Annotated in this window: 17 protein-coding genes; 16 read left to right on the forward strand and 1 reads right to left on the reverse strand. The window is 62.7% G+C overall.

Annotated elements, in window-relative coordinates; genetic code table 11:
- The first annotated feature begins 444 nt into the window (after nt 1-444).
- Together FJW03_RS19015 and FJW03_RS19020 are read left to right on the forward strand one after the other, a co-directional pair.
- Nucleotides 445-642, forward strand: coding sequence for a hypothetical protein (locus tag FJW03_RS19015; RefSeq protein ID WP_140766527.1), 198 nt, complete (start codon nt 445-447; stop codon nt 640-642).
- 78 nt (nt 643-720) lie between these two features.
- Nucleotides 721-1,539: a sterol desaturase family protein gene (locus tag FJW03_RS19020; protein WP_140609724.1), complete on the forward strand. Its 819-nt coding sequence runs from the start codon at nt 721-723 to the stop codon at nt 1,537-1,539.
- 1,442 nt (nt 1,540-2,981) lie between these two features.
- Here FJW03_RS19020 and FJW03_RS19025 read toward each other — a convergent pair.
- Nucleotides 2,982-4,139 carry a dihydrodipicolinate synthase family protein gene (locus tag FJW03_RS19025; RefSeq protein WP_140766525.1) on the reverse strand — a complete coding sequence of 386 codons (1,158 nt, stop codon included), beginning with the start codon at nt 4,137-4,139 and terminating at the stop codon, nt 2,982-2,984.
- A 236-nt stretch (nt 4,140-4,375) separates the two neighbouring features.
- On the opposite strand from FJW03_RS19025, the gene FJW03_RS19030 reads away from it, so the two are divergent.
- The 14 genes from FJW03_RS19030 (at nt 4,376) to FJW03_RS19095 (ending at nt 20,571) form a co-directional block, all read left to right on the forward strand.
- Nucleotides 4,376-5,434, forward strand: coding sequence for a LacI family DNA-binding transcriptional regulator (locus FJW03_RS19030; RefSeq protein ID WP_140766524.1), 1,059 nt, complete (start codon nt 4,376-4,378; stop codon nt 5,432-5,434).
- Entirely contained in the window at nt 5,431-6,447 is a 1,017-nt protein-coding gene (locus FJW03_RS19035) for a Gfo/Idh/MocA family protein (protein ID WP_140766523.1), read from the forward strand. The genes FJW03_RS19030 and FJW03_RS19035 overlap by 4 nt, the downstream gene beginning before the upstream one ends.
- Nucleotides 6,444-8,045 (forward strand): acyl CoA:acetate/3-ketoacid CoA transferase, encoded by a 1,602-nt coding sequence (locus FJW03_RS19040; RefSeq protein ID WP_140766522.1) that lies wholly within the window; start codon nt 6,444-6,446, stop codon nt 8,043-8,045. The genes FJW03_RS19035 and FJW03_RS19040 overlap by 4 nt, the downstream gene beginning before the upstream one ends.
- Entirely contained in the window at nt 8,038-8,814 is a 777-nt protein-coding gene (locus FJW03_RS19045) for an enoyl-CoA hydratase/isomerase family protein (RefSeq protein ID WP_140766521.1), read from the forward strand. Before FJW03_RS19040 ends, FJW03_RS19045 begins: the two co-directional genes overlap by 8 nt.
- Before the next feature lie 15 nt (nt 8,815-8,829).
- Nucleotides 8,830-10,341, forward strand: a complete 1,512-nt coding sequence (locus tag FJW03_RS19050; RefSeq protein ID WP_140766520.1) for an aldehyde dehydrogenase family protein — start codon at nt 8,830-8,832, stop codon at nt 10,339-10,341.
- Between the two features lie 59 nt (nt 10,342-10,400).
- A complete protein-coding gene (locus tag FJW03_RS19055; RefSeq protein WP_140690504.1) occupies nt 10,401-11,654 on the forward strand; it encodes an ABC transporter substrate-binding protein in 1,254 nt (417 codons plus the stop codon).
- A gap of 74 nt (nt 11,655-11,728) precedes the next feature.
- Complete coding sequence (locus FJW03_RS19060; protein WP_140609710.1) at nt 11,729-12,685, forward strand: carbohydrate ABC transporter permease; 957 nt, start codon at nt 11,729-11,731, stop codon at nt 12,683-12,685.
- The gene (locus FJW03_RS19065; protein WP_140609708.1) at nt 12,682-13,626 is read left to right on the forward strand and encodes a carbohydrate ABC transporter permease; all 945 of its coding nucleotides are present in this window, start codon (nt 12,682-12,684) and stop codon (nt 13,624-13,626) included. The genes FJW03_RS19060 and FJW03_RS19065 overlap by 4 nt, the downstream gene beginning before the upstream one ends.
- Before the next feature lie 4 nt (nt 13,627-13,630).
- The gene (locus FJW03_RS19070; RefSeq protein WP_140766519.1) at nt 13,631-14,746 is read left to right on the forward strand and encodes an ABC transporter ATP-binding protein; all 1,116 of its coding nucleotides are present in this window, start codon (nt 13,631-13,633) and stop codon (nt 14,744-14,746) included.
- Nucleotides 14,747-14,750: 4 nt separating this feature from the next.
- Nucleotides 14,751-16,262, forward strand: a complete 1,512-nt coding sequence (locus FJW03_RS19075; RefSeq protein ID WP_140766518.1) for an FAD-dependent oxidoreductase — start codon at nt 14,751-14,753, stop codon at nt 16,260-16,262.
- Nucleotides 16,263-16,530: 268 nt separating this feature from the next.
- On the forward strand, nt 16,531-17,292 hold the full coding sequence (locus tag FJW03_RS19080) for a 3-ketoacyl-ACP reductase (protein WP_140766517.1): 762 nt from the start codon (nt 16,531-16,533) through the stop codon (nt 17,290-17,292).
- Between the two features lie 12 nt (nt 17,293-17,304).
- Complete coding sequence (locus FJW03_RS19085) at nt 17,305-18,933, forward strand: GMC family oxidoreductase (protein ID WP_140766516.1); 1,629 nt, start codon at nt 17,305-17,307, stop codon at nt 18,931-18,933.
- Nucleotides 18,934-18,945: 12 nt separating this feature from the next.
- On the forward strand, nt 18,946-19,263 hold the full coding sequence (locus FJW03_RS19090) for a Dabb family protein (RefSeq protein WP_140609698.1): 318 nt from the start codon (nt 18,946-18,948) through the stop codon (nt 19,261-19,263).
- Between the two features lie 90 nt (nt 19,264-19,353).
- A complete protein-coding gene (locus tag FJW03_RS19095; RefSeq protein ID WP_181165584.1) occupies nt 19,354-20,571 on the forward strand; it encodes an MFS transporter in 1,218 nt (405 codons plus the stop codon).
- Nucleotides 20,572-20,573: the final 2 nt, after the last annotated feature.

Here is a 20,573-nt window from a genome sequence, read left to right on the forward strand (position 1 = left end):
GGGAATTTCTGTTAGCGATTTGCGATGGGTCCCGCTCCGCGTCTCCAAGGTGCCCCCTGTCAACCCCCTTGTAGGGGTGCATTGAACATTGCAGGGGTCACAAGTTCAATCCTTGTCACGCCCACCATCCTTTCAATAACTTAGCCGTTTCCCTTAGTCGGCTGGCACAGAAACGGCACAGAAATGCCGCTCGATGACGCGGCGTCGCGGGCGGGACGTGTAGCACGCAAAATCGCTTGGCACCTGTGCGCAACTTCATTGGCAACAGATTGCATACCCGCTAATGGCCTTTTAACGTGCGTGGACGATCGCATCGACGAACGCCCTCTAGGTCGAACACCGCCATCGTCCTTGGTCTCTACCGTGCCGCTGAGGCCGTTCATCCTTTCTTGGCAGTATTAGATCATCGTCATAGGCAGACATGGCTGATAAAAGGGGGAGCCGATGGAACGGTTATCGTTCGCGCAAATCTGCGGATTGATGTCCGTCGCGCTGGTAGCTCTATGGGGCGCCCAGCAGGCACGTGACTACTTTTTACCAAAGCGAACCACGGTCGAAAATCCGGTGCTGGTCCCCGAGTATGAGCTGAGGCGGCAAAGAGACGAGGCGTGGACCAACAAGTACGCTTACGCGCTGGTCTAAATGCCGGTCCCCGGCACTGCGCTTGCGTGCCGCGCGGCCCGGTGCTTCACTGGCTCCGGATTTACCGGGGAGTAGAAGGTGGACGTCTTTGGGCTCAAACCGCTGTTGATTTGGGCGCTGATCTTCATTCCCCTGGAGAGGATCCTTGCCCTTCGACCGCAGCAAAAGATATTTCGAAAGGGGGTTTTCAACGACCTTTCCTATTACGTCTTCAATGGCATCGCGGTCAATTTCATCGGCGGCGTGCTCTTTGTGCCGGTCATCAGCGCCGCCGCTCTGCTCGTTCCGACAGGCCTGACGGAGGCCGTGGCCCAGCAGGCGACATGGCTTCAGGTCATCGAGATCGTCGTCATGACCGATCTTGGCGTGTATGCCGCACATCGTGCGTTTCACGCTGTGCCGATCCTCTGGCGCTTCCATTCCATCCATCATGGCGTCGAGGAGATGGACTACCTTGCTGCCTTTCACGTCCATCCGATCGATCAGATCCTCACAAAGGCAGCCGCGTTGGTGCCGGTGTTTCTCCTCGGCTTCGACGGCGAGGCGCTCGGCATCTATTTCCTCATCTATGCAGGGCACGCCATGCTGATCCATGCCAACCTTCGCATCAGCTTCGGCCCCCTCAAATGGCTGATCGCCAGTCCTCAGTTTCATCACTGGCACCACGCCGGCGAGCGATCAGCCTATGACAAGAATTTCGCCGGCCAGCTTTCAATCATCGACCTCATATTCGGCACGTTCCGCATTCCCGGCGCATCGATGCCGGCCAAGTACGGCGTTGACGACCCGATTCCCACGAACTTCTTTGGCCAGATCGGCTATCCGTTGACGCCGCACAAGGCGGGATCGCCTGCCAAGCCGGTTACGACCTCGGATAGGCCGCAGTCGGAACTGTGAAGCCACCATCCGACCCGTAGCGCGCCACACCGTTGGTGAAGCGGATTTCGTCTACCCAACCATTGAGATCGTAGCCGCCAAAAATAGGGATTGAGGCTGCCGTTTTTCAGCAGGCTGCTGGCAAAAGTTCGCGTTATACGCCCAACAGGTCCATATGCCCTCAATGTTTTAGTGCCATCCGATCTTGCGCGGGCTCAGCCAGCCGGCCGGTTTGGTGCCAAATGAAGTTGCGCGGCCGGTTTCTGGCTTTCTGGCTTTCCGGCCCCGCCGTCTCCCGTCAAACCCCTTGGTTTCCGGGCTTCTGGCGGCTCTTCCCGCCGATTATCACCTTTTCCCGGCTATCCCCGGCTGATGCCATCCGATCTTGCGCGGTACACGTCGCGGGCGGGGCGCCGGTTCACGCTATGCCCATCAGCGGCACCCACAATGAGATTGATGGCACATGGTGAACGGAGCGTATTATCCGCACACTCCTCCCTAGCCCGGGCCGGGATGAAGCAAATGCTCGTCTGCCCGGCGATCGCATCTTTCCGACTTAGCTTTGTACCAAACCGACGGTTGAATCCCTTTGATGTCCCCCCGCTGAAGGAGTAAATACTTCCTTAGGCATAAGGGAGGTGGCGGTGCCTCTAGGCGATACAGACATGGCGCGGGTGACGATTGACGCCATCTTTCTGTCGCAGCACCGCGCTAGGGCTGACATTGCCTCACTACGCGCCGATATAGCTCAAACCCGGCGTGCAATCGCGGCATCACGCGAGCTTCTCAAGCGGTTTCGCCAACGCAAGATAGACGAGGCGCGATGGGAAGTTGAGCACCCCTCGGTATCAGCGTTCGATGCAGACATTCTCCGGTCTGTTTTTCGAGATTTGGTCTTGGAAATGAAGGCACCGGAGTGTCAATGGCGTAATCTAGCTCAGAGCCTGGTTCACGAGTTTTGCCACTGCGAGCGGGTTGAGCCCGGCTTGGTGGATTGGATCATCGGTAAGTAAATCCGCCTCTCAGATTTGAAATCTGATGGACCACCCCTACTTTCATAGTCCATATCAGAAATGTCGCATGATTCGTGACATGGGCAGGAAGGCAAAGCAGGCGATTATTGCACTACCGTTGGATGACGAGATTCAAACGGAAGCCGCCTACTAGGACCGTAAGTGCGGAATTACCACAGAAGAAGCCTTGCGCATCATCGAAGCGGCCAACCGTCCAAAGTCGACAAGGGCGCTAAGGTGCGGCCATTCCGGCAGAAGCCGCATCATGCCCGGATCGGCGCGGCGCGCCTGAATCACCAAGCGTCTTTGGCGACATGCACAAAAACCGGGACGGTCCGGCAATTGTCGCGGGGCGGATGCATGGGTACAGACGTGCTCAGCCGGCCCCAACGCCGCTCCATCTCGCAAATCCCCCACTTGGGGGATTCTTATAGCCCGATTTCATTCAGCTCAGACGCCTGCGACGGCGCACAGGCTCTTCATCCTGGATATGGCAAGGTCCGGATCGGCCAGCAATCCTGCATGGTCGGCAAGGCGGAAAATATCGGCATAGTGGCGGATGCCGCGCGCCGACTGCATGCCGCCGACCATCGTGAAATGGTCCTGGTGGCCGTTCAGCCAGGCCATGAAGACGATGCCGGCCTTGTAGTATTCGGTCGGCGCCTCGAAGATTTTTCGCGATAGCGGCACCGTCGGCGCCATCAGCGCGTCATAGCCGGCACGGTCGCCATCCGCCAGTTTCGCCAAGGCCGCGTTGGCGACCGGCGCGATGGCATCGAAAATGCCAAGCAGCGCGTGCGAGTGCCTCTTGCCGTCGCCGGCGATCAGTTCGGGATAGTTGAAGTCGTCGCCGGTGAACATCACGACGTCGTCCGGCAGCCGGTCGCGCAGTGCAACCTCCTTGCCTGCATCGAGCAACGATATCTTGATGCCTTCGACCTTGCCGGCATGGCGTTCGATGATGGCCACCACCGTATCGAGCGCGGTCTCGAAATCGTCGCAGCCCCAATAGCCCTTCAAGGCCGGGTCGAACATCTCACCCAGCCAGTGCAGAATGACCTTGCCGGAGGCCTGGCTCAGAATACGGTCATAGATGGCGGCGTAGTCGTCCGGCCCCTTCGCTACTGCCGCCAGGGCGCGGCTGGCCATCATGATCGCCTTGCCGCCCTGCCCTTCGATGAAGGCGAACTGCTCCTCATAGGCGCCGATCACCTCATCCAGCGTCCTGGCCGACCCCGGCGCCAGATGGTCGGTACCGGCACCCGAGGCGAGATCGGCGCCGTCGACGGTGCGTGCCTCGGCGATAGAGCGGCGGATCAATTCCTGCGCGCTTGCCCAATCGAAGCCCATGCCGCGCTGCGACGTGTCCATCGCCTCGGCGATGCGGAAGCCGAGCCGCCACAAATGATGACGAAACGCCATCGTCCTGTCCCAGTCGACCACGGGCCGCGACCACGGATCGGTCATTCCAAGAGGATCGGCGACGACATGCGCGGCGGCATAGGCGATGCGCGGAAACCGCGCGCCCTTCACCGGCTGCACCGGCTGGCCGACAAGCGCATAACGGGTGCTGCGGCCACCACCCTCACCAGGCAAGGCAATATCCATCGATTTCTCCCTTCATTGCGCCTATAAATGGAACGTTCCAATAAATCAAGAACCTTTAGGATTTGCAGGCGACTTCCCTAAAATGCTGCATTGCAGCACGCAATGCCTTCCAGCTCACGCTCTACAGCGTCGAATTACCGATTTTTCGCGCCGGGAAAAATCCCGATTGACTCTCGGCTGGAGCAATGATTAGAACGTTCCAATAAAACTTGACCTGAACCGGAGGAGATATCTGAATGGCCAGCCGGGCCAAGGCGACGATCTTCGACATCGCCCGCGAGGCGGGCGTGTCCAAATCGACGGTGTCGCTCGTGCTCCAGGGCAGCGGGCTGATCCGGCCTGAGACCGCGGTCAAGGTTCGCAAGGCGATCGAGGATGTCGGCTATGTCTACAACCGAGGCGCCGCCAATCTGCGCAAGGCCCATTCCAATGTCATCGGCATGGTCATCAACGACCTCACCAATCCCTTCTTCGCCGAACTGGCGGTCGGCATGGAGCGCGTCTTCCAGTCGGCCGGCATCGTGCCCTTCATCGCCAACACGGCGGAGAATCCGGTGCGTCAGGAAGAGGTGCTCAAGTCGCTGATGGAACAAGGCGTCGCCGGCCTCATCGTGTCGCCGGCGCGCGGCACCACGCCGGGCGCGTTCCGGCGGCTGGAGACGGCGGGCGTGCCGATCGTCTTCGCCATGCGCCGCTTGCCTGAAAGCCGTATCCCGGTGATCGCTCCGGACAATCATCGCGGCGCCTACCTGGCCACGGCCCATCTCATCGGCAAGGGGCATCGCCGGCTTGTCTTCTTCGGCGGCTCGCCCGACCTGGTGGTCTACCATGAGCGCCTGGGCGGCTTTCGCGAGGCCTGCGAGACGCTTGGCATAGGCGCCCGTGATATCCTTGTCATCGAGGGCGAGACGAGCCGTCGTGGCGGTATTGCCTGCCTGGAGACTGCCCTTGCGATGGCTGAACCGCCGACCGCCGCACTCTGCTTCAATGATGCTGTCGCCTTTGGTGCCCTGCTGGCGCTGCGCAAGCGCGGCCTTGAACCCGGCGCGGATTTCGCCGTCGTCGGCTTCGACGACGTGGCCGAGGCAGAACATTATATGCCGGCGCTGACCAGCGTCGCGGTGGACTCAGCCGGTCTCGGCGAACGCGCCGCCCATGTCATGATCAAGATGATCCAGTCGCGCACCACCCGTGCGGAGGATCATATAGGCGCGGTCAATCTCGTGGTCAGGGAAAGCTGCGGCCCGGATCGTCGCACGCGAAACAGGCCGGCAGGGACAGGAGTGACCGTATGAGCGTCAAATGGGGACTGATCGGCGCCAGCACGATCGCCAGGCAATTCATGATCAATGCCATTCGCGCGCAAGCCGATGGCGAGATCGTCGCGGTGATGAGTTCCAACCCGGAACGCGCCACGGCCTATGCCGGGGAAAATGACATTCCAGCCGCCATGTCGAGCCTCGACGCCCTGCTCGGATCCGGCATCGACGCGGTCTATATCTCGACCACCAACGAACTGCATCTCGAGCAGACCCTCGCCGCCATCCAGGCGGGAAAGCATGTGCTGTGCGAGAAGCCGCTGGCGCTGACGAGCGCCGACGCGCGCAACATGGTCGCTGCGGCCAAGGCCGCGGGCGTCGTGCTCGGCACTAATCATCATCTGCGCAATGCCGGCGCCCATCGCGCCATGCGCGAGGCGATCGCTGCCGGCCGCATCGGCAAGCCGATCGCCGCGCGAGTCTTCCATTCCGTCTATCTGCCGGAGACCCTGCAGGGCTGGCGCATCACCAAACCCGAGGCCGGCGGTGGGGTGGTGCTCGACATCACCGTGCATGATGCCGACACGCTGCGCTTCGTGCTTGGCGACGATCCGGGCGAGGTCTCGGCCTTCACCCAGTCGGCCGGCATGGCCGGCGGCGGATTGGAAGACGGCGCCATGTGCATCTGGCGCTTCAACTCGGGCCTTATCGCCCAGTCGCATGAAGGCTTCACCACCAGGTTCGCCGGCACCGGCTTTGAGGTACACGGCTCGCAAGGTTCGCTGATCGCCAGCAATGTGATGACCCAGAAGCCGGACGGCTCGGTGCTGCTGCGCACCGCCAAGGGGGAGGAGCAACTGAGCTTCGACCGCGAGGATCTCTACGTCAGGTCTGTGCGTCAGTTCCATGCCGCGATCCGCGGCAAGGGCCAGCCTGCCGCCACCGGAGAGGACGGCGTCTGGTCGCTGGCATCAGCCGAGGCGGCACTTCAATCGGCCAGCTCCGGAAAGGCCGTCAAGATCGACCCCAAACTCGGGAGCATGAATTGAGCAAGGTCGTTTCAGCGGCGCAGGCAGCCAGCCTGATCAAGGACGGCATGGTCGTCTCCGTGTCCTCGTCGAGCGGTCTCGGCTGCCCGGACGCCGTGCTCGCCGCGATCGGTGAGCGCTTCGACGCCGAGGGTCATCCGAAGGAGATCACCACGCTGCATCCGATCGCCGCCGGCGACATGTATGGCATCAAGGGCATCGATCATCTGGCCAAGCCGGGCCTGTTGAAGCGCACACTGTGCGGCTCCTATCCGTCCGGCCCCTCCTCCGCCGAGCCGCCGCAGATCTGGAAGATGATCGGCGACAATTCGGTCGCCGCCTACAACGTGCCGTCCGGCGTCCTGTTCGACATGCACCGCGAAGCCGCCGCCAAGCGGCCGGGCGTGCTGACCAAGGTTGGCCTCGACACCTTCGCCGACCCGCGACATCAGGGCTGCGCCATGAACGCGGCGGCAAACGAGCCGATTGTTTCGGTACAGCAGTTCGACGGCGAGGAATGGCTCTATTTCCGTTCGATCGTGCCCAACATTTCGATCATCCGCGCCACCACGGCGGACGAGCGCGGCAACCTCACCTATGAGCATGAGGGCGCCTATCTTGGCGGGCTCGAACAGGCGCTCGCCGCCCGCAACAATGGCGGCATCGTCATCGCGCAGGTCAAGCGCGTCGTCGAGAACGGCACGCTGAAGCCGCACGACGTCCGCGTGCCGGGCGTGCTGGTCGACCACATCGTCGTGGCGCCGGACCAGTTGCAGACCACGCTGACGCCTTACGATCCGGCGATCTCCGGCGAGATCTTCCGGCCGCTGTCCACCTTCCGCAATGCCGAGATGAACGTCCAGAAGGTGATCGCGCGCCGCGTCGCCATGGAGTTGCGCGACGGCATGGCCGTCAACATCGGCTTTGGCATCTCCGCCAACGTGCCGCGCATCCTTCTGGAAGAAGGCCAGCACGGCAAGGTCACCTGGGTGATCGAACAGGGCGCGGTCGGCGGCGTGCCGCTGCTCGATTTCAAGTTCGGCTGCGCCTCCAACGCCGAGGCGATCATGCCCTCGCCGCACCAGTTCATCTATTTCCAGGCCGGCGGTTTCGACGCCTCGCTGCTCTCCTTCCTGCAGATCGACCGCCACGGCTCGGTCAACGTATCGAAGCTGTCGGCTCGGCCGCATGTCACCGCCGGCGCCGGTGGTTTTGTCGACATCACGTCGCGGGCGAAGAAGATCGTCTTCTCCGGCTTCTTCAATGCCGGCGCCAAACTCTCATTGGCCGACGGCGGCATCCGCATCGACCAGGAGGGCAAGGTCAAGAAAATCGTCAGCGAGGTCGAGCATATCTCCTTCTCGGGCAAGCGGGCGGTCGCTCAAGGGCAGGACATCACCTATGTCACCGAGCGCTGCGTGATGAAGCTGACGCCGGACGGCTTGATGGTGACGGAACTGGCGCCGGGCATCGACCTCGAGCGCGACGTGCTGGCGCAGGCCGAAATTCCGCTCGGTGTCGCCAACGACCTCAAGGTGACGCCGGCCGCGCTTTATCACGACCAGCCGATCGGCCTGTCGCTTAACGGCGGCGCCTCGCTCGGAGGCGGGCATGGCTGAACGCCTCGTCACCTTCGAGCCGGAAGGCGCCATCGGCATCGTCACCTTGCACCGGCCTGAAAAATTCAACGCGCTTGATATTCCGATGCTGCGGGCGCTGGAAACCGCGCTTAATGAGGCGGAGATCGCCGAAGGTGTGCGCGTGGTGCTCATCCGCGGCGAAGGCAAGGGCTTTTGCGCCGGCGGCGATATCGAGGCTTGGGGTGCCATGAGCGCCGCCGATTTCCAGGTGCAATGGGTGCGCTATGGCCATCGTGTCTTCGACCGGCTGGCGCGTCTCAGGCAACCGACCATCGCCGTGCTGTCCGGCCACGCGCTGGGCGGCGGGCTGGAACTGGCCGTCGCTTGTGATTTTCGCGTCGCAGAGACGCATGTGAAACTGGGCTTCCCGGAAACGTCGATCGGCGTCGTGCCCGGCTGGTCCGGCACGCAACGCGCCGTGCGCCGCTTCGGCGCACAGACGGTGCGTCGCATGGCCCTTGGTGGCGAGATCGTTCTTGCACCCGAAGCGCTCGCCCTTGGCGTCGTCGACAGGATGGTCGAAACCGGCAAGGCGCTCGCCGAGGCCAAGGCCTGGGCCGGAAAGATCGCCGAGCGCGGCCCCTTGGCGACGGAAGCGGCCAAGCTGATGATCGCGGTCGCCGAAGGCGAGGAAAGTGCTGCCGCCGTCGAAGCACTGGCCAGCGGCTTCATCGCGCTAACCGGCGACCTCAAGGCTGGTGTCGGTGCTTTCAAGACCAAACACAAGCCGGCATTTTCAAGATCATAGAGAAAAGTGAAGCTGATGAACGCTCCCCTCAACATCGCCATGCCCGCCGAGGCGTCCGCAGCGCCAAGAACCTATCGGCTGCTGATCGATGGCAAGCATGTCGATGCCTGTGACGGCCGCATGCTGGAACGCAAGAGCCCTGGCCACGGCTTCACCGTCTCGCGCTATGCGCAAGCCGGCGCGGCCGAAGTGGAAGCAGCGATGCAGGCCGCGCACCAGGCGTTCGAGACCGGTCCCTGGCCGCGCATGAAGGCAGCCGAACGCGCCGCGATCCTGCTCAAGGCGGCAGACCTGATCGAGGCGCGGCTGGAAGACATCGCCCGGCTCGATGCCCTGGAATCCGGCAAGCCGGTCGCCCAGGCGCGCGGTGAGATCGGCGGCGCTGTCGACATCTGGCGCTATGCGGCCTCGCTCGCCCGCACGCTGCATGGCGAATCCTATGCCAATCTCGGCGACGCCATGCTGGGCGTTGTGGTGCGTGAACCGATCGGCGTCGTCTCGATCATCACCCCATGGAATTTCCCGTTCCTGATCGTCAGCCAGAAACTTCCTTTCGCGCTGGCCGCCGGTTGCACCGCCGTGGTCAAGCCGAGCGAAATGACATCGGCCTCCACCTTCGTGCTCGGCGATATCCTGCTGGAAGCCGGCCTGCCCGCCGGCGTCGTCAACATCCTCGCCGGTCTGGGCGCCGATGTCGGCGCGCCGATGGTTAGCCACCCCCTGGTCGAGATGGTGTCGTTCACCGGCTCGACCCGCGTTGGCAAGATGACCATGGCTTCCGCCGCGCAATCGCTGAAGAAGGTCTCGATGGAACTCGGCGGCAAGAACGGCCAGATCGTCTTCCCCGACGCCGATCTCGAGGCTGCGGCTGACGCGGCGGTGTTCGGCGGCTTCTTCAATGCCGGCGAATGCTGCAATGCCGGCAGCCGACTGATCGTGCACGAGGCGATCGCCGGTGATTTTCTCAGCGCCGTCAAGGCGCTCACCGCCAGGGTGACTGTCGGCGATCCGCTCGACGACAGCACCAAGGTCGGCGCGATGATCTCGTCCGACCATCTGGCCAAGGTTACGGATTACGTTACGGCAGCGGCAAGCGTGGGCAGCACTGTCTATAGCGGCGGCCAGCAACTGGCTTCGAATGCCGGTCAATATCTCGATCCCACCATCATCCGCGGCGTCACCGAGGACATGGCCATCGCACGCGAGGAAGTCTTCGGCCCCGTGCTCTCGGTGCTGACTTTTGAAACGATTGAAAAGGCGTTGCACATCGCCAACAACACGCCCTATGGTCTGTCGGCCGGCGTGTGGAGCGCCAACATCGACACATGCATGTCGGTGGCGCGCGGGGTGCGTTCGGGAACCGTTTGGGTAAACACATTCATGGAAGGTTATCCCGAGCTGCCCTTTGGAGGCTATAAACAGTCCGGCCTTGGACGCGAACTCGGCAAACGCGCCGTCGAGGACTATACCGAGGAAAAGACAATCCAGTTTCATCGCGGCCAGCGCACCGGATGGTGGGTCGGCTGAGTTTGGAAGAACCCGGCGGGTTTCCGTCGGTCCTATGACTGCAACAAGGGAGGAAGTACATGTTGCGCAAACTGCTTATCGGAACGGCTCTTGCGACGAGCTTTGCGTTTTCGGCGCATGCCGCGGACGTCAAGGAAGTGCAGATGCTGCATTGGTGGACGTCGGGCGGCGAAGCGGCTGCTCTGAACGTGCTCAAGCAGGACCTGGCCAAGGAAGGCTATGCCTGGAAGGACGTGCCGGTGGCCGGCGGCGGCGGCGACGCCGCAATGACCGCGCTGAAGGCGATGGTCGCGGCCGGCAATTACCCGACCGCTTCGCAGATGCTCGGCTACACCGTGCTCGACTATGCCGCAGCCGGCGTCATGGGCGACCTGACCGAGACGGCCAAGAAGGAAGGCTGGGACAAGTCCGTTCCGGCGGCGCTGCAGAAATTCTCGGTCTATGAAGGCAAGTGGGTCGCGGCTCCGGTCAACGTCCACTCGGTCAACTGGCTGTGGATCAACAAGGCGGTGATGGACAAGATCGGCGGCACCGAGCCGAAGACCTTCGACGAATTCGTCGCGCTGCTCGACAAGGCCAAGGCTGCCGGTGTCATCCCGCTCGCGCTGGGCGGCCAGAACTGGCAGGAAGCAACCATGTTCGACTCGGTCGTGCTCTCGACCGGCGGACCTGACTTCTACAAGAAGGCCTTCAACGACCTCGACGACGCTTCGCTCAAGTCCGACACGATGAAGAAGTCGTTCGACAATCTCGCCAAGCTGGTCACCTATGTCGACCCGAACTTCTCGGGCCGCGACTGGAACTTGGCCACCGCCATGGTCATCAAGGGCGATGCCCTTGTGCAGGTCATGGGTGACTGGGCCAAGGGTGAGTTCCACGCCGCCAAGAAGACCCCGGGCACCGACTTCCTGTGCTATCGCTTCCCGGGCACCGACGGCTCGGTGATCTACAACTCCGACATGTTCGGCATGTTCAATGTTCCGGAAGACCGCAAGGCCGCCCAGGTCGCATTGGCCACCGCCACCCTGTCGAAGAGCTTCCAGTCGGCCTTCAATGTGGTAAAGGGTTCGGTTCCCGCACGCACCGACGTGCCGGACACCGACTTCGACGCCTGCGGCAAGAAGGGCATCGCCGACCTGAAGAAGGCCAATGAAGGCGGCACGCTGTTCGGCTCGCTGGCCCAGGGCTATGGCGCGCCTCCGGCCGTCGCCAATGCTTACAAGGACGTGGTCTCGAAATTCGTCCACGGCCAGATCAAGACCTCGGACGAGGCCGTGACCGAGTTGGTCAAGGCGATCGACGACGCCAAGTAAGCGTTACGCGTCAAAACACCTTCCCCGCTTCGGCGGGGAAGGTTCCCCGGCCGAACGCTGACGGGAGGAACCTCATGAGCACAGTTGCGACAAGCCAGATCAAGCTGACGCCGGAGCATGCCCGACCGCGTGCCTCAGTACGCTCGCGCCTGCAGGATGCCTTGCCGAAGATCGTGCTGGCGCCGAGCTTCGCCATCACTGTCATCTTCGTCTACGGCTTCATCCTGTGGACGATCTATCTGTCCTTCACCAATTCCAAGACCTTCCCGTCCTACGCCATAACAGGGCCTCGCGCCTATCAGCGGCTGTGGGGCTGGACCTTCGACACCGACCCGCCATCAAGCTGGTACACCTCGATCACCAACATGGGCATATTCGGCTTTCTCTATATCCTGATCTGCCTGGCGCTCGGCCTGTTCCTGGCCATCCTGCTCGACCAGAAGATCCGTGGCGAAGGCGTGTTGCGCCCGATCTATCTTTATCCGATGGCGCTGTCCTTCATCGTCACCGGCGTTGCCTGGAAATGGTTCCTCGATCCCGGCCTCGGCCTTGAGCAGACCCTGCATCAATGGGGCTGGACGAGCTTCCATTTCGACTGGATCAAGAACAAGGATTTCGTCATCTACACCGTGGTCATCGCCGGCGTCTGGCAGGCCTCGGGCTTCATCATGGCGATGTTCCTGGCCGGCCTGCGCGGCATCGACGGCGAGATCATGAAGGCGGCGCAGATCGATGGCGCCACAACCTTCCAGCTCTACCGCCGCATCGTCATTCCGCTGCTGCGGCCGATCTTCCTGTCGGCGTTCATCGTGCTCGCCCACCTGGCCATCAAGTCCTACGATCTTGTGGTGGCGCTGACCAGCGGCGGCCCCGGCGGCTCGGCGTGGCTGCCGTCCAACTTCATGTATGAGTACACATTCAAGCGCAACGAGATGGCGGTCGGCTCGGCCAGTGCGGTGATCATGCTGATGACCATCGTCGCCATCATCGTGCCCTATCTCTATTCGGAACTCAGGGAGAAGTCGCGATGAGCACCGTGGCCACTCCCGCCCGCCTGCCGTCCAGCGGGGTCAACGTCAAGATCGTCAACCGCGTCGTCATCTACGGGCTTCTGGCGCTGTTCGCGCTGTTCTACCTGATGCCGCTGTTCGTCATGCTGGTCACCTCGTTCAAGACCATGGACGAGATCCAGAACGGCAACATGCTTTCGCTGCCCAAGGCACCGACCTTCGATCCCTGGCTGAAGGCTTGGGGCGAGACCTGCGTCGGCCTCACCTGCGCCGGCATCAAGGGCTATTTCTGGAATTCCATCAAGATGGTGGTCCCCGCGGTCATCATCTCGACCTTGCTCGGCGCCTTGAATGGCTACGTGCTGACCAAATGGCGCTTCCGCGGCCACACGCTGGTGTTCGGGCTGATGCTGTTTGCCTGCTTCATCCCGTTCCAGTCGGTGCTGCTGCCGATGGCGACGATCCTCGGCAGCGTCGGCCGTTTCGGCGCGTCACTGCAGAACTCGGTCGGAACCAGCTTCGGCCTCGGCAATTCGACGGTCAACCTCGTCTTCGTCCACGTCGTCTACGGCATCGGCTTCACCACGCTGTTCTTCCGCAACTATTACGAGGCCTTCCCGACCGAACTGGTGAGAGCCGCCCAGGTCGATGGCGCTTCGTTCTTCCAGATCTTCCGGCGCATCATGCTGCCCAACTCGATGCCGATCTTCGTCGTCACCGTGATCTACCAGTTCACCAACATCTGGAATGACTTCCTGTTCGCTTCCGCCTATGCCGGCACGGGTGACTCCATGCCGATGACGGTGGCGCTCAACAATGTCGTCAACACCTCGACCGGCGTCGTCGAATACAACGTCAACATGGCGGCCGCGATGATCGCGGCCCTCCCCACCCTTCTCGTCTATGTGCTCGCCGGCCGCTATTTCGTGCGTGGCCTGATGGCGGGCGCGGTCAAAGGATAATCCAATGGCTTTTCTTGAAATTGATGGTCTGAGGAAGCGTTTCGGCCAGGTCGAGATCCTGAAAGGGATCAATCTGGAACTGGAAAAAGGCGGCTTCCTGGTGCTGGTCGGCCCGTCCGGCTGCGGCAAGTCCACGCTGCTCAACACCATTGCCGGACTCGAGACGATCACCTCGGGCGAGATCCGCGTCGACGGTCGGGCAATCAACGATCTGCATCCCTCCAAGCGCGATATCGCCATGGTCTTCCAGAGCTATGCGCTGTATCCGAATATGACGGTGGCCGGGAACATCTCCTTCGGCATGGAAATGCGCGGCGTGCCGGCGGACGAACGCCAGAAGGCGATCGACAAGGTGGCCAAGGTGCTGCAGATCGGCCATCTCCTGAAGCGCAAGCCAAGCCAGCTTTCGGGCGGCCAGCGCCAGCGCGTTGCCATGGGCCGGGCGCTGGTGCGCGACCCCAAACTGTTCCTGTTCGACGAGCCGCTGTCCAATCTCGACGCCAAGCTGCGCGTCGACATGCGCATCGAGATCAAGCGCCTTCACGCCACCACCGGCACCACCATCGTCTACGTCACCCATGACCAGATCGAGGCGATGACGCTGGCGACCAAGATTGCCGTGATGCGCGACGGCGAGGTGCAGCAGTTCGGCACGCCGGCCGAAATCTATAACAACCCCGCCAATGTCTTCGTCGCCGACTTCATGGGCTCGCCCGCGATGAACCTGATCCCCGCAACCATTGGCGACAATGGCAGCGGACTGGCTGTCATGCTCGACCGCGAGGCGCGGCAGCCGATCGCTTTGTCGATGGCCAATGCGCCGGCCGGGCTGGCGGCCTTCAAGGGCAAGCCTGTCATCTTCGGTGTCCGCCCCGAGGCGCTCACCGACCCGGAAGGTGCGGAGCGCAACGCTTCACAGATTGCCACCGCCGATTGCCATATCGAGGTGGTGGAGCCGGCCGGCTCCGATACCTTCGCCGTCACCAATCTCGGCGGCAAGGGCGTGGTGGCGCGGCTGCGCGCCGACGCCAACATCCAGCCGGGCACCAGCACGCCGCTCGCCTTTAACCTGACCAAGGCGGTGTTCTTCGATCCGGCGACCGAGAACCGCATCCGCTGACACCATGACAAATCCGGACATCGTCATCATCGGCTCCGGCATCGGCGGCGCCACGATCGCCTCCGGTCTGGCCGGCAGCGGCGCCTCGATCCTGATGCTGGAGCGCGGCGAGCTCCTGCCCGCGACGCCGCATGCCCGCGACACGCGCTCGATCTTCCGCCACGGTCACTATCGGCCGAAGGAGATGTGGCGAGAGGCCGGCGGCGCCGCTTTCAACCCCGGCAATTATTACTATGTCGGCGGCAATTCCAAATTCTACGGCGCGGTGCTGATCCGCTACCGCAAGGAAGACTTTTCCGCCATGGAGCACTTCGGCGGCGTCTCGCCGGCATGGCCGTTCTCCTATGACGAATTCGAGCCCTGGTATTCCAAGGCCGAGCAATTGTTTCGCGTGCGCGGCACGCTCGGCGAGGACCCGACCGAACCCTTCCACTCGATCCCCTATGCCTTCAAGCCGGTGCCCGACGAGGCGCCGATCGCGCGCGCCCGCGCCGAACTCAAGAGCCTCGGCCTGCACCCGGCGTCGCTGCCGCTCGGCGTCGATATCGAGACATGGCTGAAGGAGGGCAGGACCGGCTGGGACGCTTTCCCGAACACCGGCCAGGGCAAGATGGACGCCCAGACGGCACCACTGGCGGCCGCACTCGAGGACAGCAACATCCGGCTTGAGACCGGTGCCTACGTCGAATATCTCGAAACAGCCCCTGACGGCAAAACCATATCGGCCGTTCACTACCAGCAGAATGGCGAGGCAAGGAAGGTCACGCCGAAGTTGGTCATCCTCTCCGCCGGCGCGGTCAACTCCGCGGTCATCCTGCTGCGCTCACCCTCGCCCAATAACAGCAAAGGGGGCGGGATGGGCCTCGCCAACAGTTCGGACCAGGTCGGCCGCAATTTCATGAACCACAATTCCAGCGCCATGCTGGCGATCGACCCGCGCCGCCGCAACGATGCCGTCTACCAGAAGACGTTGATGCTCAACGACTACTACCTGTCCGACGGCAAGGGCGGCAAACCGCTCGGCAATGTGCAACTGCTCGGCAAGATCGACGGCAACATGCTGAGGGCCAACGTCAAGCTGGCGCCTAAATTCGCGCTCGATTTCATGGCCGGTCACGCCGTCGACTGGTACCTGATGTGCGAGGACCTGCCCGATCCAGAAAGCCGCATCATGGTCGACGGCAAGGATATCGTCATGCAATGGCGGCGTTCCAACATGCAGTCTCTCGACGGCCTGACCAAGGTGATGCGCGAAAACTTCCGCGCCTGCGGTTATCCGATCGTGCTGTCGCGCCCCTTCGACAAGCGCACCCCCTCGCATCAGTGCGGCACGGTGAAGATGGGTGACAACCCGGCGACCTCGCCGCTCGATCCGTTCTGCCGGTCGTTCGACCATCGGAACCTGTTCGTCGTCGATGGCAGTTTCTTGCCGAACTCGGCGGCGGTCAATCCGGCGCTGTCGATCGCGGCCCAGGCGCTGCGGGTGGCGGAGCATATTCGCACGAGCGAGCAATGACAGGTTTGCGCCGCCCCTCATCCGCCTGCCGGCACCTTCTCCCCGTAAGGAACGGGGAGAAGGGACTTGGCCGCAAACCCGGCGCTCTTTCTGCAGCGATTGCCATTGGCGAAAGCGGCGGCGACGGCCTCCTTCTCCCCGTTTCTATACGGGGAGGTGAGGAGTGGTCCGCGCAGCGGACGAAAAAGCCAATTGCTTGGCTTTTCGAAAGACGAACGCCCGGCAGGGCGATGAGGGGCAGCACCAACCTTCTTGGGATAAGGCTCACATGACCCGCCCGGCCGCCATAGTCACCGGCGGTGCGCGTGGCATTGGCCTCGCGTGCGCCGAGGCGCTTGCGGACGTAGGCTTCGACATTCTCGTTGCGGACTTGGCCGACAGCCCGGCTGACGGACTTTCGGAAAATATCACCGCACGCGGCGCGAAATTCGCCTATGTCAGCTGTGACATAGCCAACCTTTCCGCCCATACGGCGTTGGTCGGCGCCGCGCTAGGTGCCTTCGGCCGCATCGATTGCCTGGTCAACAATGCCGGCGTCGGTGCCGTCGTGCGCGGCGATCTTCTGGAGATGAAGCCGGAGAATTTCGACCGCGCACTGGGCATCAATCTGCGCGGCACCGTATTTCTGAGCCAGGCCGTGGCCAAGGCGATGCTGGCCACACCGGGCCACCTCCCAAAATCGATCATCACCATCACCTCGGTCAGCGCCGACATGGCCTCGCCGGAGCGCGCCGACTACTGCATCTCGAAGGCCGGCCTTTCCATGTGGGTGAAAAACCTGGCGCTCAGGCTTGCCCCGGAAAATATCGGCGTGTTCGAGGTCCGGCCGGGCATCATCCGCACCGATATGACGGCAGGCGTGACCGCCAAATACGACGCCTTGATCGACGGCGGGCTGGTGCCGTCAAGGCGTTGGGGCGAGGCCTCCGACATCGGCGCCGTGGTGGCGACGCTAGCCGCCGGCACGCTCGGCTTTTCGACCGGCTCGATCATCAATGTCGACGGCGCGCTCTCCGTTCCGCGGCTGTAAGTGGATAGTGTCATGACCGACTACATCATCGTGGGCGCCGGCCCGGCCGGCTGCGTTCTGGCCAACCGGTTGAGCGAGGATCCCTCCAATTCGGTGCTGCTGCTCGAGGCCGGCGGCAAGGACTGGCATCCCTATATCCATATGCCGGCTGGCTTTGCCAAGATGACCAAGGGCATCGCCTCCTGGGGCTGGTCGACCGTGCCGCAGAGGCACATGAACGGCCGTGTGTTCTGGTACACGCAGGCCAAGGTGGTCGGCGGCGGCTCCTCCATCAATGCCCAGATCTACACGCGCGGCAACGCCCGCGACTACGACGCCTGGGAGAAGGAAGAAGGCCTTGCCGGCTGGGCCTATCGAGACGTGCTGCCCTATTTCAAGCGCGCCGAGAACAACCAGCGCTACGCCAACGATTTCCACGGCGACCAAGGCCCGCTCGGCGTGTCGAACCCGATTTCGCCGCTGCCGATCTGCGAGGCCTATTTCCGCGCCGGCCAGCAGATGGGCATTCCCTTCAACCCGGACTTCAACGGCGCTGCCCAAGAAGGCGTCGGTTACTACCAGCTGACCCAGAAGGACGCCCGGCGCTCCTCGGCCTCCGTCGCCTATCTCAAGCCAATCCGCAACCGCAAGAATCTGACCGTAAAGACCGATGTGCTCGTCACCCGCATCGTCGTCGAGAAACATCGCGCCGTCGGCGTCGAGATCGTCGACAGACCGGGTGGCCAGAAGACAATCCTGCGCGCCGACCGCGAGGTCATCGTCTCGTCCGGCGCTATCGGCTCGCCGAAGCTCCTGATGCAATCCGGCATCGGACCGGCCGACCACCTCAAATCGGTCGGCGTCACGCCGGTGCATGACCTGCCCGGCGTCGGCTCCAACATGCAGGACCATCTCGACCTGTTCGTCATCGCCGAATGCACCGGCGACCACACCTACGACAACTACGCCAAGCTGCACCGCACGGCATGGGCCGGCCTTCAATATCTGCTCTTGAAGAAGGGGCCGGTGGCCTCAAGCCTCTTCGAGACCGGCGGCTTCTGGTACGCCGACCCGACCGCCGCCTCGCCCGACATCCAGTTCCATCTCGGCTTGGGATCCGGCATCGAGGCCGGCGTCGAAAAACTGAATAACCCCGGCGTCACCTTGAACTCGGCCTTCCTGCGGCCGCGCTCGCGCGGCACGGTGCGGCTGAAGAGCGGCGACCCGGCCGACCATCCGCTGATCGACCCGAACTACTGGTCCGATCCCTATGACCGCGCCATGTCGCTCAAGGGGCTGCGGCTGGCGCGCGAGATCATGCGGCAGAAGGCACTTCAGCCCTACGTGCTGCGCGAAGTGCTGCCCGGTCCGTCGCTCGCCAGCGACGACGAGCTTATCGACTATGCCTGCCGCAGCTCCAAGACCGACCATCACCCGGTCGGCACCTGCCGCATGGGCCTTGACGAGATGGCCGTGGTGACGCCGGACCTGCGGCTGCGCGGCATCGAAGGCTTGCGTGTCTGCGACGCTTCGGTGATGCCGCGTGTGCCCTCCTCCAACACCAATGCGCCGACCATCATGGTCGGCGAAAAGGGCGCCGATCTGGTCCTTGGCCGCGAGCCGCTGCCGCCAGCTGTATTCTCCGGAAATCGCGCTGCTTGAAGGAAAAAGAAAATGATCAGGCACTGTGTCTTCGCCAGATTTCGCGACGATGTCCCCGACGGCGAACGCAGGGGAATCCATGCCGACCTGGAGGCACTGCGCCAGGTGATCGACGGCATGGACACGGTGCACTTCAGCGCCAATGTCAGCCCGGAGCCTTTCGCGCGCGGCTTCACCCATGGCTTCACCATCGATTTTCGCGACGCCTCCGCGCGTGACGCCTATCTGGTGCATGAAGCGCATCAGCGCGCCGGCGCCCGGCTGGTGGCTGCCCTTGAGGGCAGCACCGACGGATTGATGGTCTTCGACCTCGATCTTACGAAAAAGTGACCGCCGGCTCTTCGAAAGCCGGCCGATCGCTGTTCTCTTTTTCTTACTAGGCGACATATCGTTCCTTTTGGGGAACCAAAGGAGGACGCCTTGAATCTCAATGCCGAGCAGAAGAAAACCGTCCTGGCTTCATTCCTGGGCTGGACGTTGGATGCTTTTGATTTCTTCCTTTTGACATTCCTGCTCACCGATATTGCAAGTGAATTCCACACAGACGTCCCGGCGGTCTCAAAGGCACTGTTCCTGACTTTAGCGACGCGCTTCATCGGCGCGTTCTTCTTCGGCATGCTCGCCGACAAATACGGGCGCAAGCCCATCCTCATGCTCAACATCGTCAGCTACTCGGTGATCGGCGCGCTGGCCGCCTTCTCGCCCAATCTCGGCATCTTCCTGGCCCTGCGCGCTCTGTTCGGCATCGCCATGGGCGGCGAATGGGGGCTCGGCAGTTCGCTTGCCATGGAGTCCATCCCACCCAGCGCGCGCGGCATGGTCTCGGGCATCCTGCAATGCGGCTATCCGGCAGGCTACCTTCTGGCGGCGGTAGTCTATGGCCTGCTCTATCAGCAGACGATCGGTGGCTACACGATCGGCTGGCGTGCCATGTTCCTGCTCTCCTTTGCCCCGGCGCTGATTGTCCTGTTCATCCGCTCGCATGTGCCGGAATCGCCGGCCTTCGTCGAGGCGCAGAAGACCGTAAGGCCCGGCATGCTGGAAACGCTGCAGAAGCATTGGGGCGTCGCGCTCTATGCCGTCGTGCTGATGATGTTCTTCAACTTCTTCAGCCATGGCACACAGGATCTCTACCCGACCTTTCTGAAGAAGCAGCATGGCTTCGATCCGCACACGGTGAGCTGGATCACCATCGTCGCCAATATCGGCGCCATCGTTGGCGGCCTGGCTTTTGGCGCGCTGTCCGAGAGGATCGGCCGCGTCAACGCCATCACCCTGGCCTGCCTGATCGCCCTGCCGGCGATTCCACTATGGGCCTATAGCTCCACGCCGTTCATGCTCGCCATGGGCGCCTTCGTCATGCAGATCGCAGTCCAGGGCGCCTGGGGCGTCATCCCGGTGCACCTCAATGAACTTTCGCCGGGCGCCGTACGCGCCACCTTGCCCGGCTTCATCTATCAGGCCGGCAATCTCGCGGCGTCCTATGGCGGTCCGTATCAGGCGGGAATCGCGGAGGCACCGGGGAGCAGCTATGGCTACGCGCTGGCGCTTTTTGCCGGCGTGGTCGCCGTCTGCATCATCGTCGTCATCCGCTTCAGTCCGGAACGGCGCGGCCAGGTGATGACCGTGCTAGGTTGAGT

It is taken from the genome of Mesorhizobium sp. B4-1-4 (assembly GCF_006439395.2).
Classification (GTDB): domain Bacteria; phylum Pseudomonadota; class Alphaproteobacteria; order Rhizobiales; family Rhizobiaceae; genus Mesorhizobium.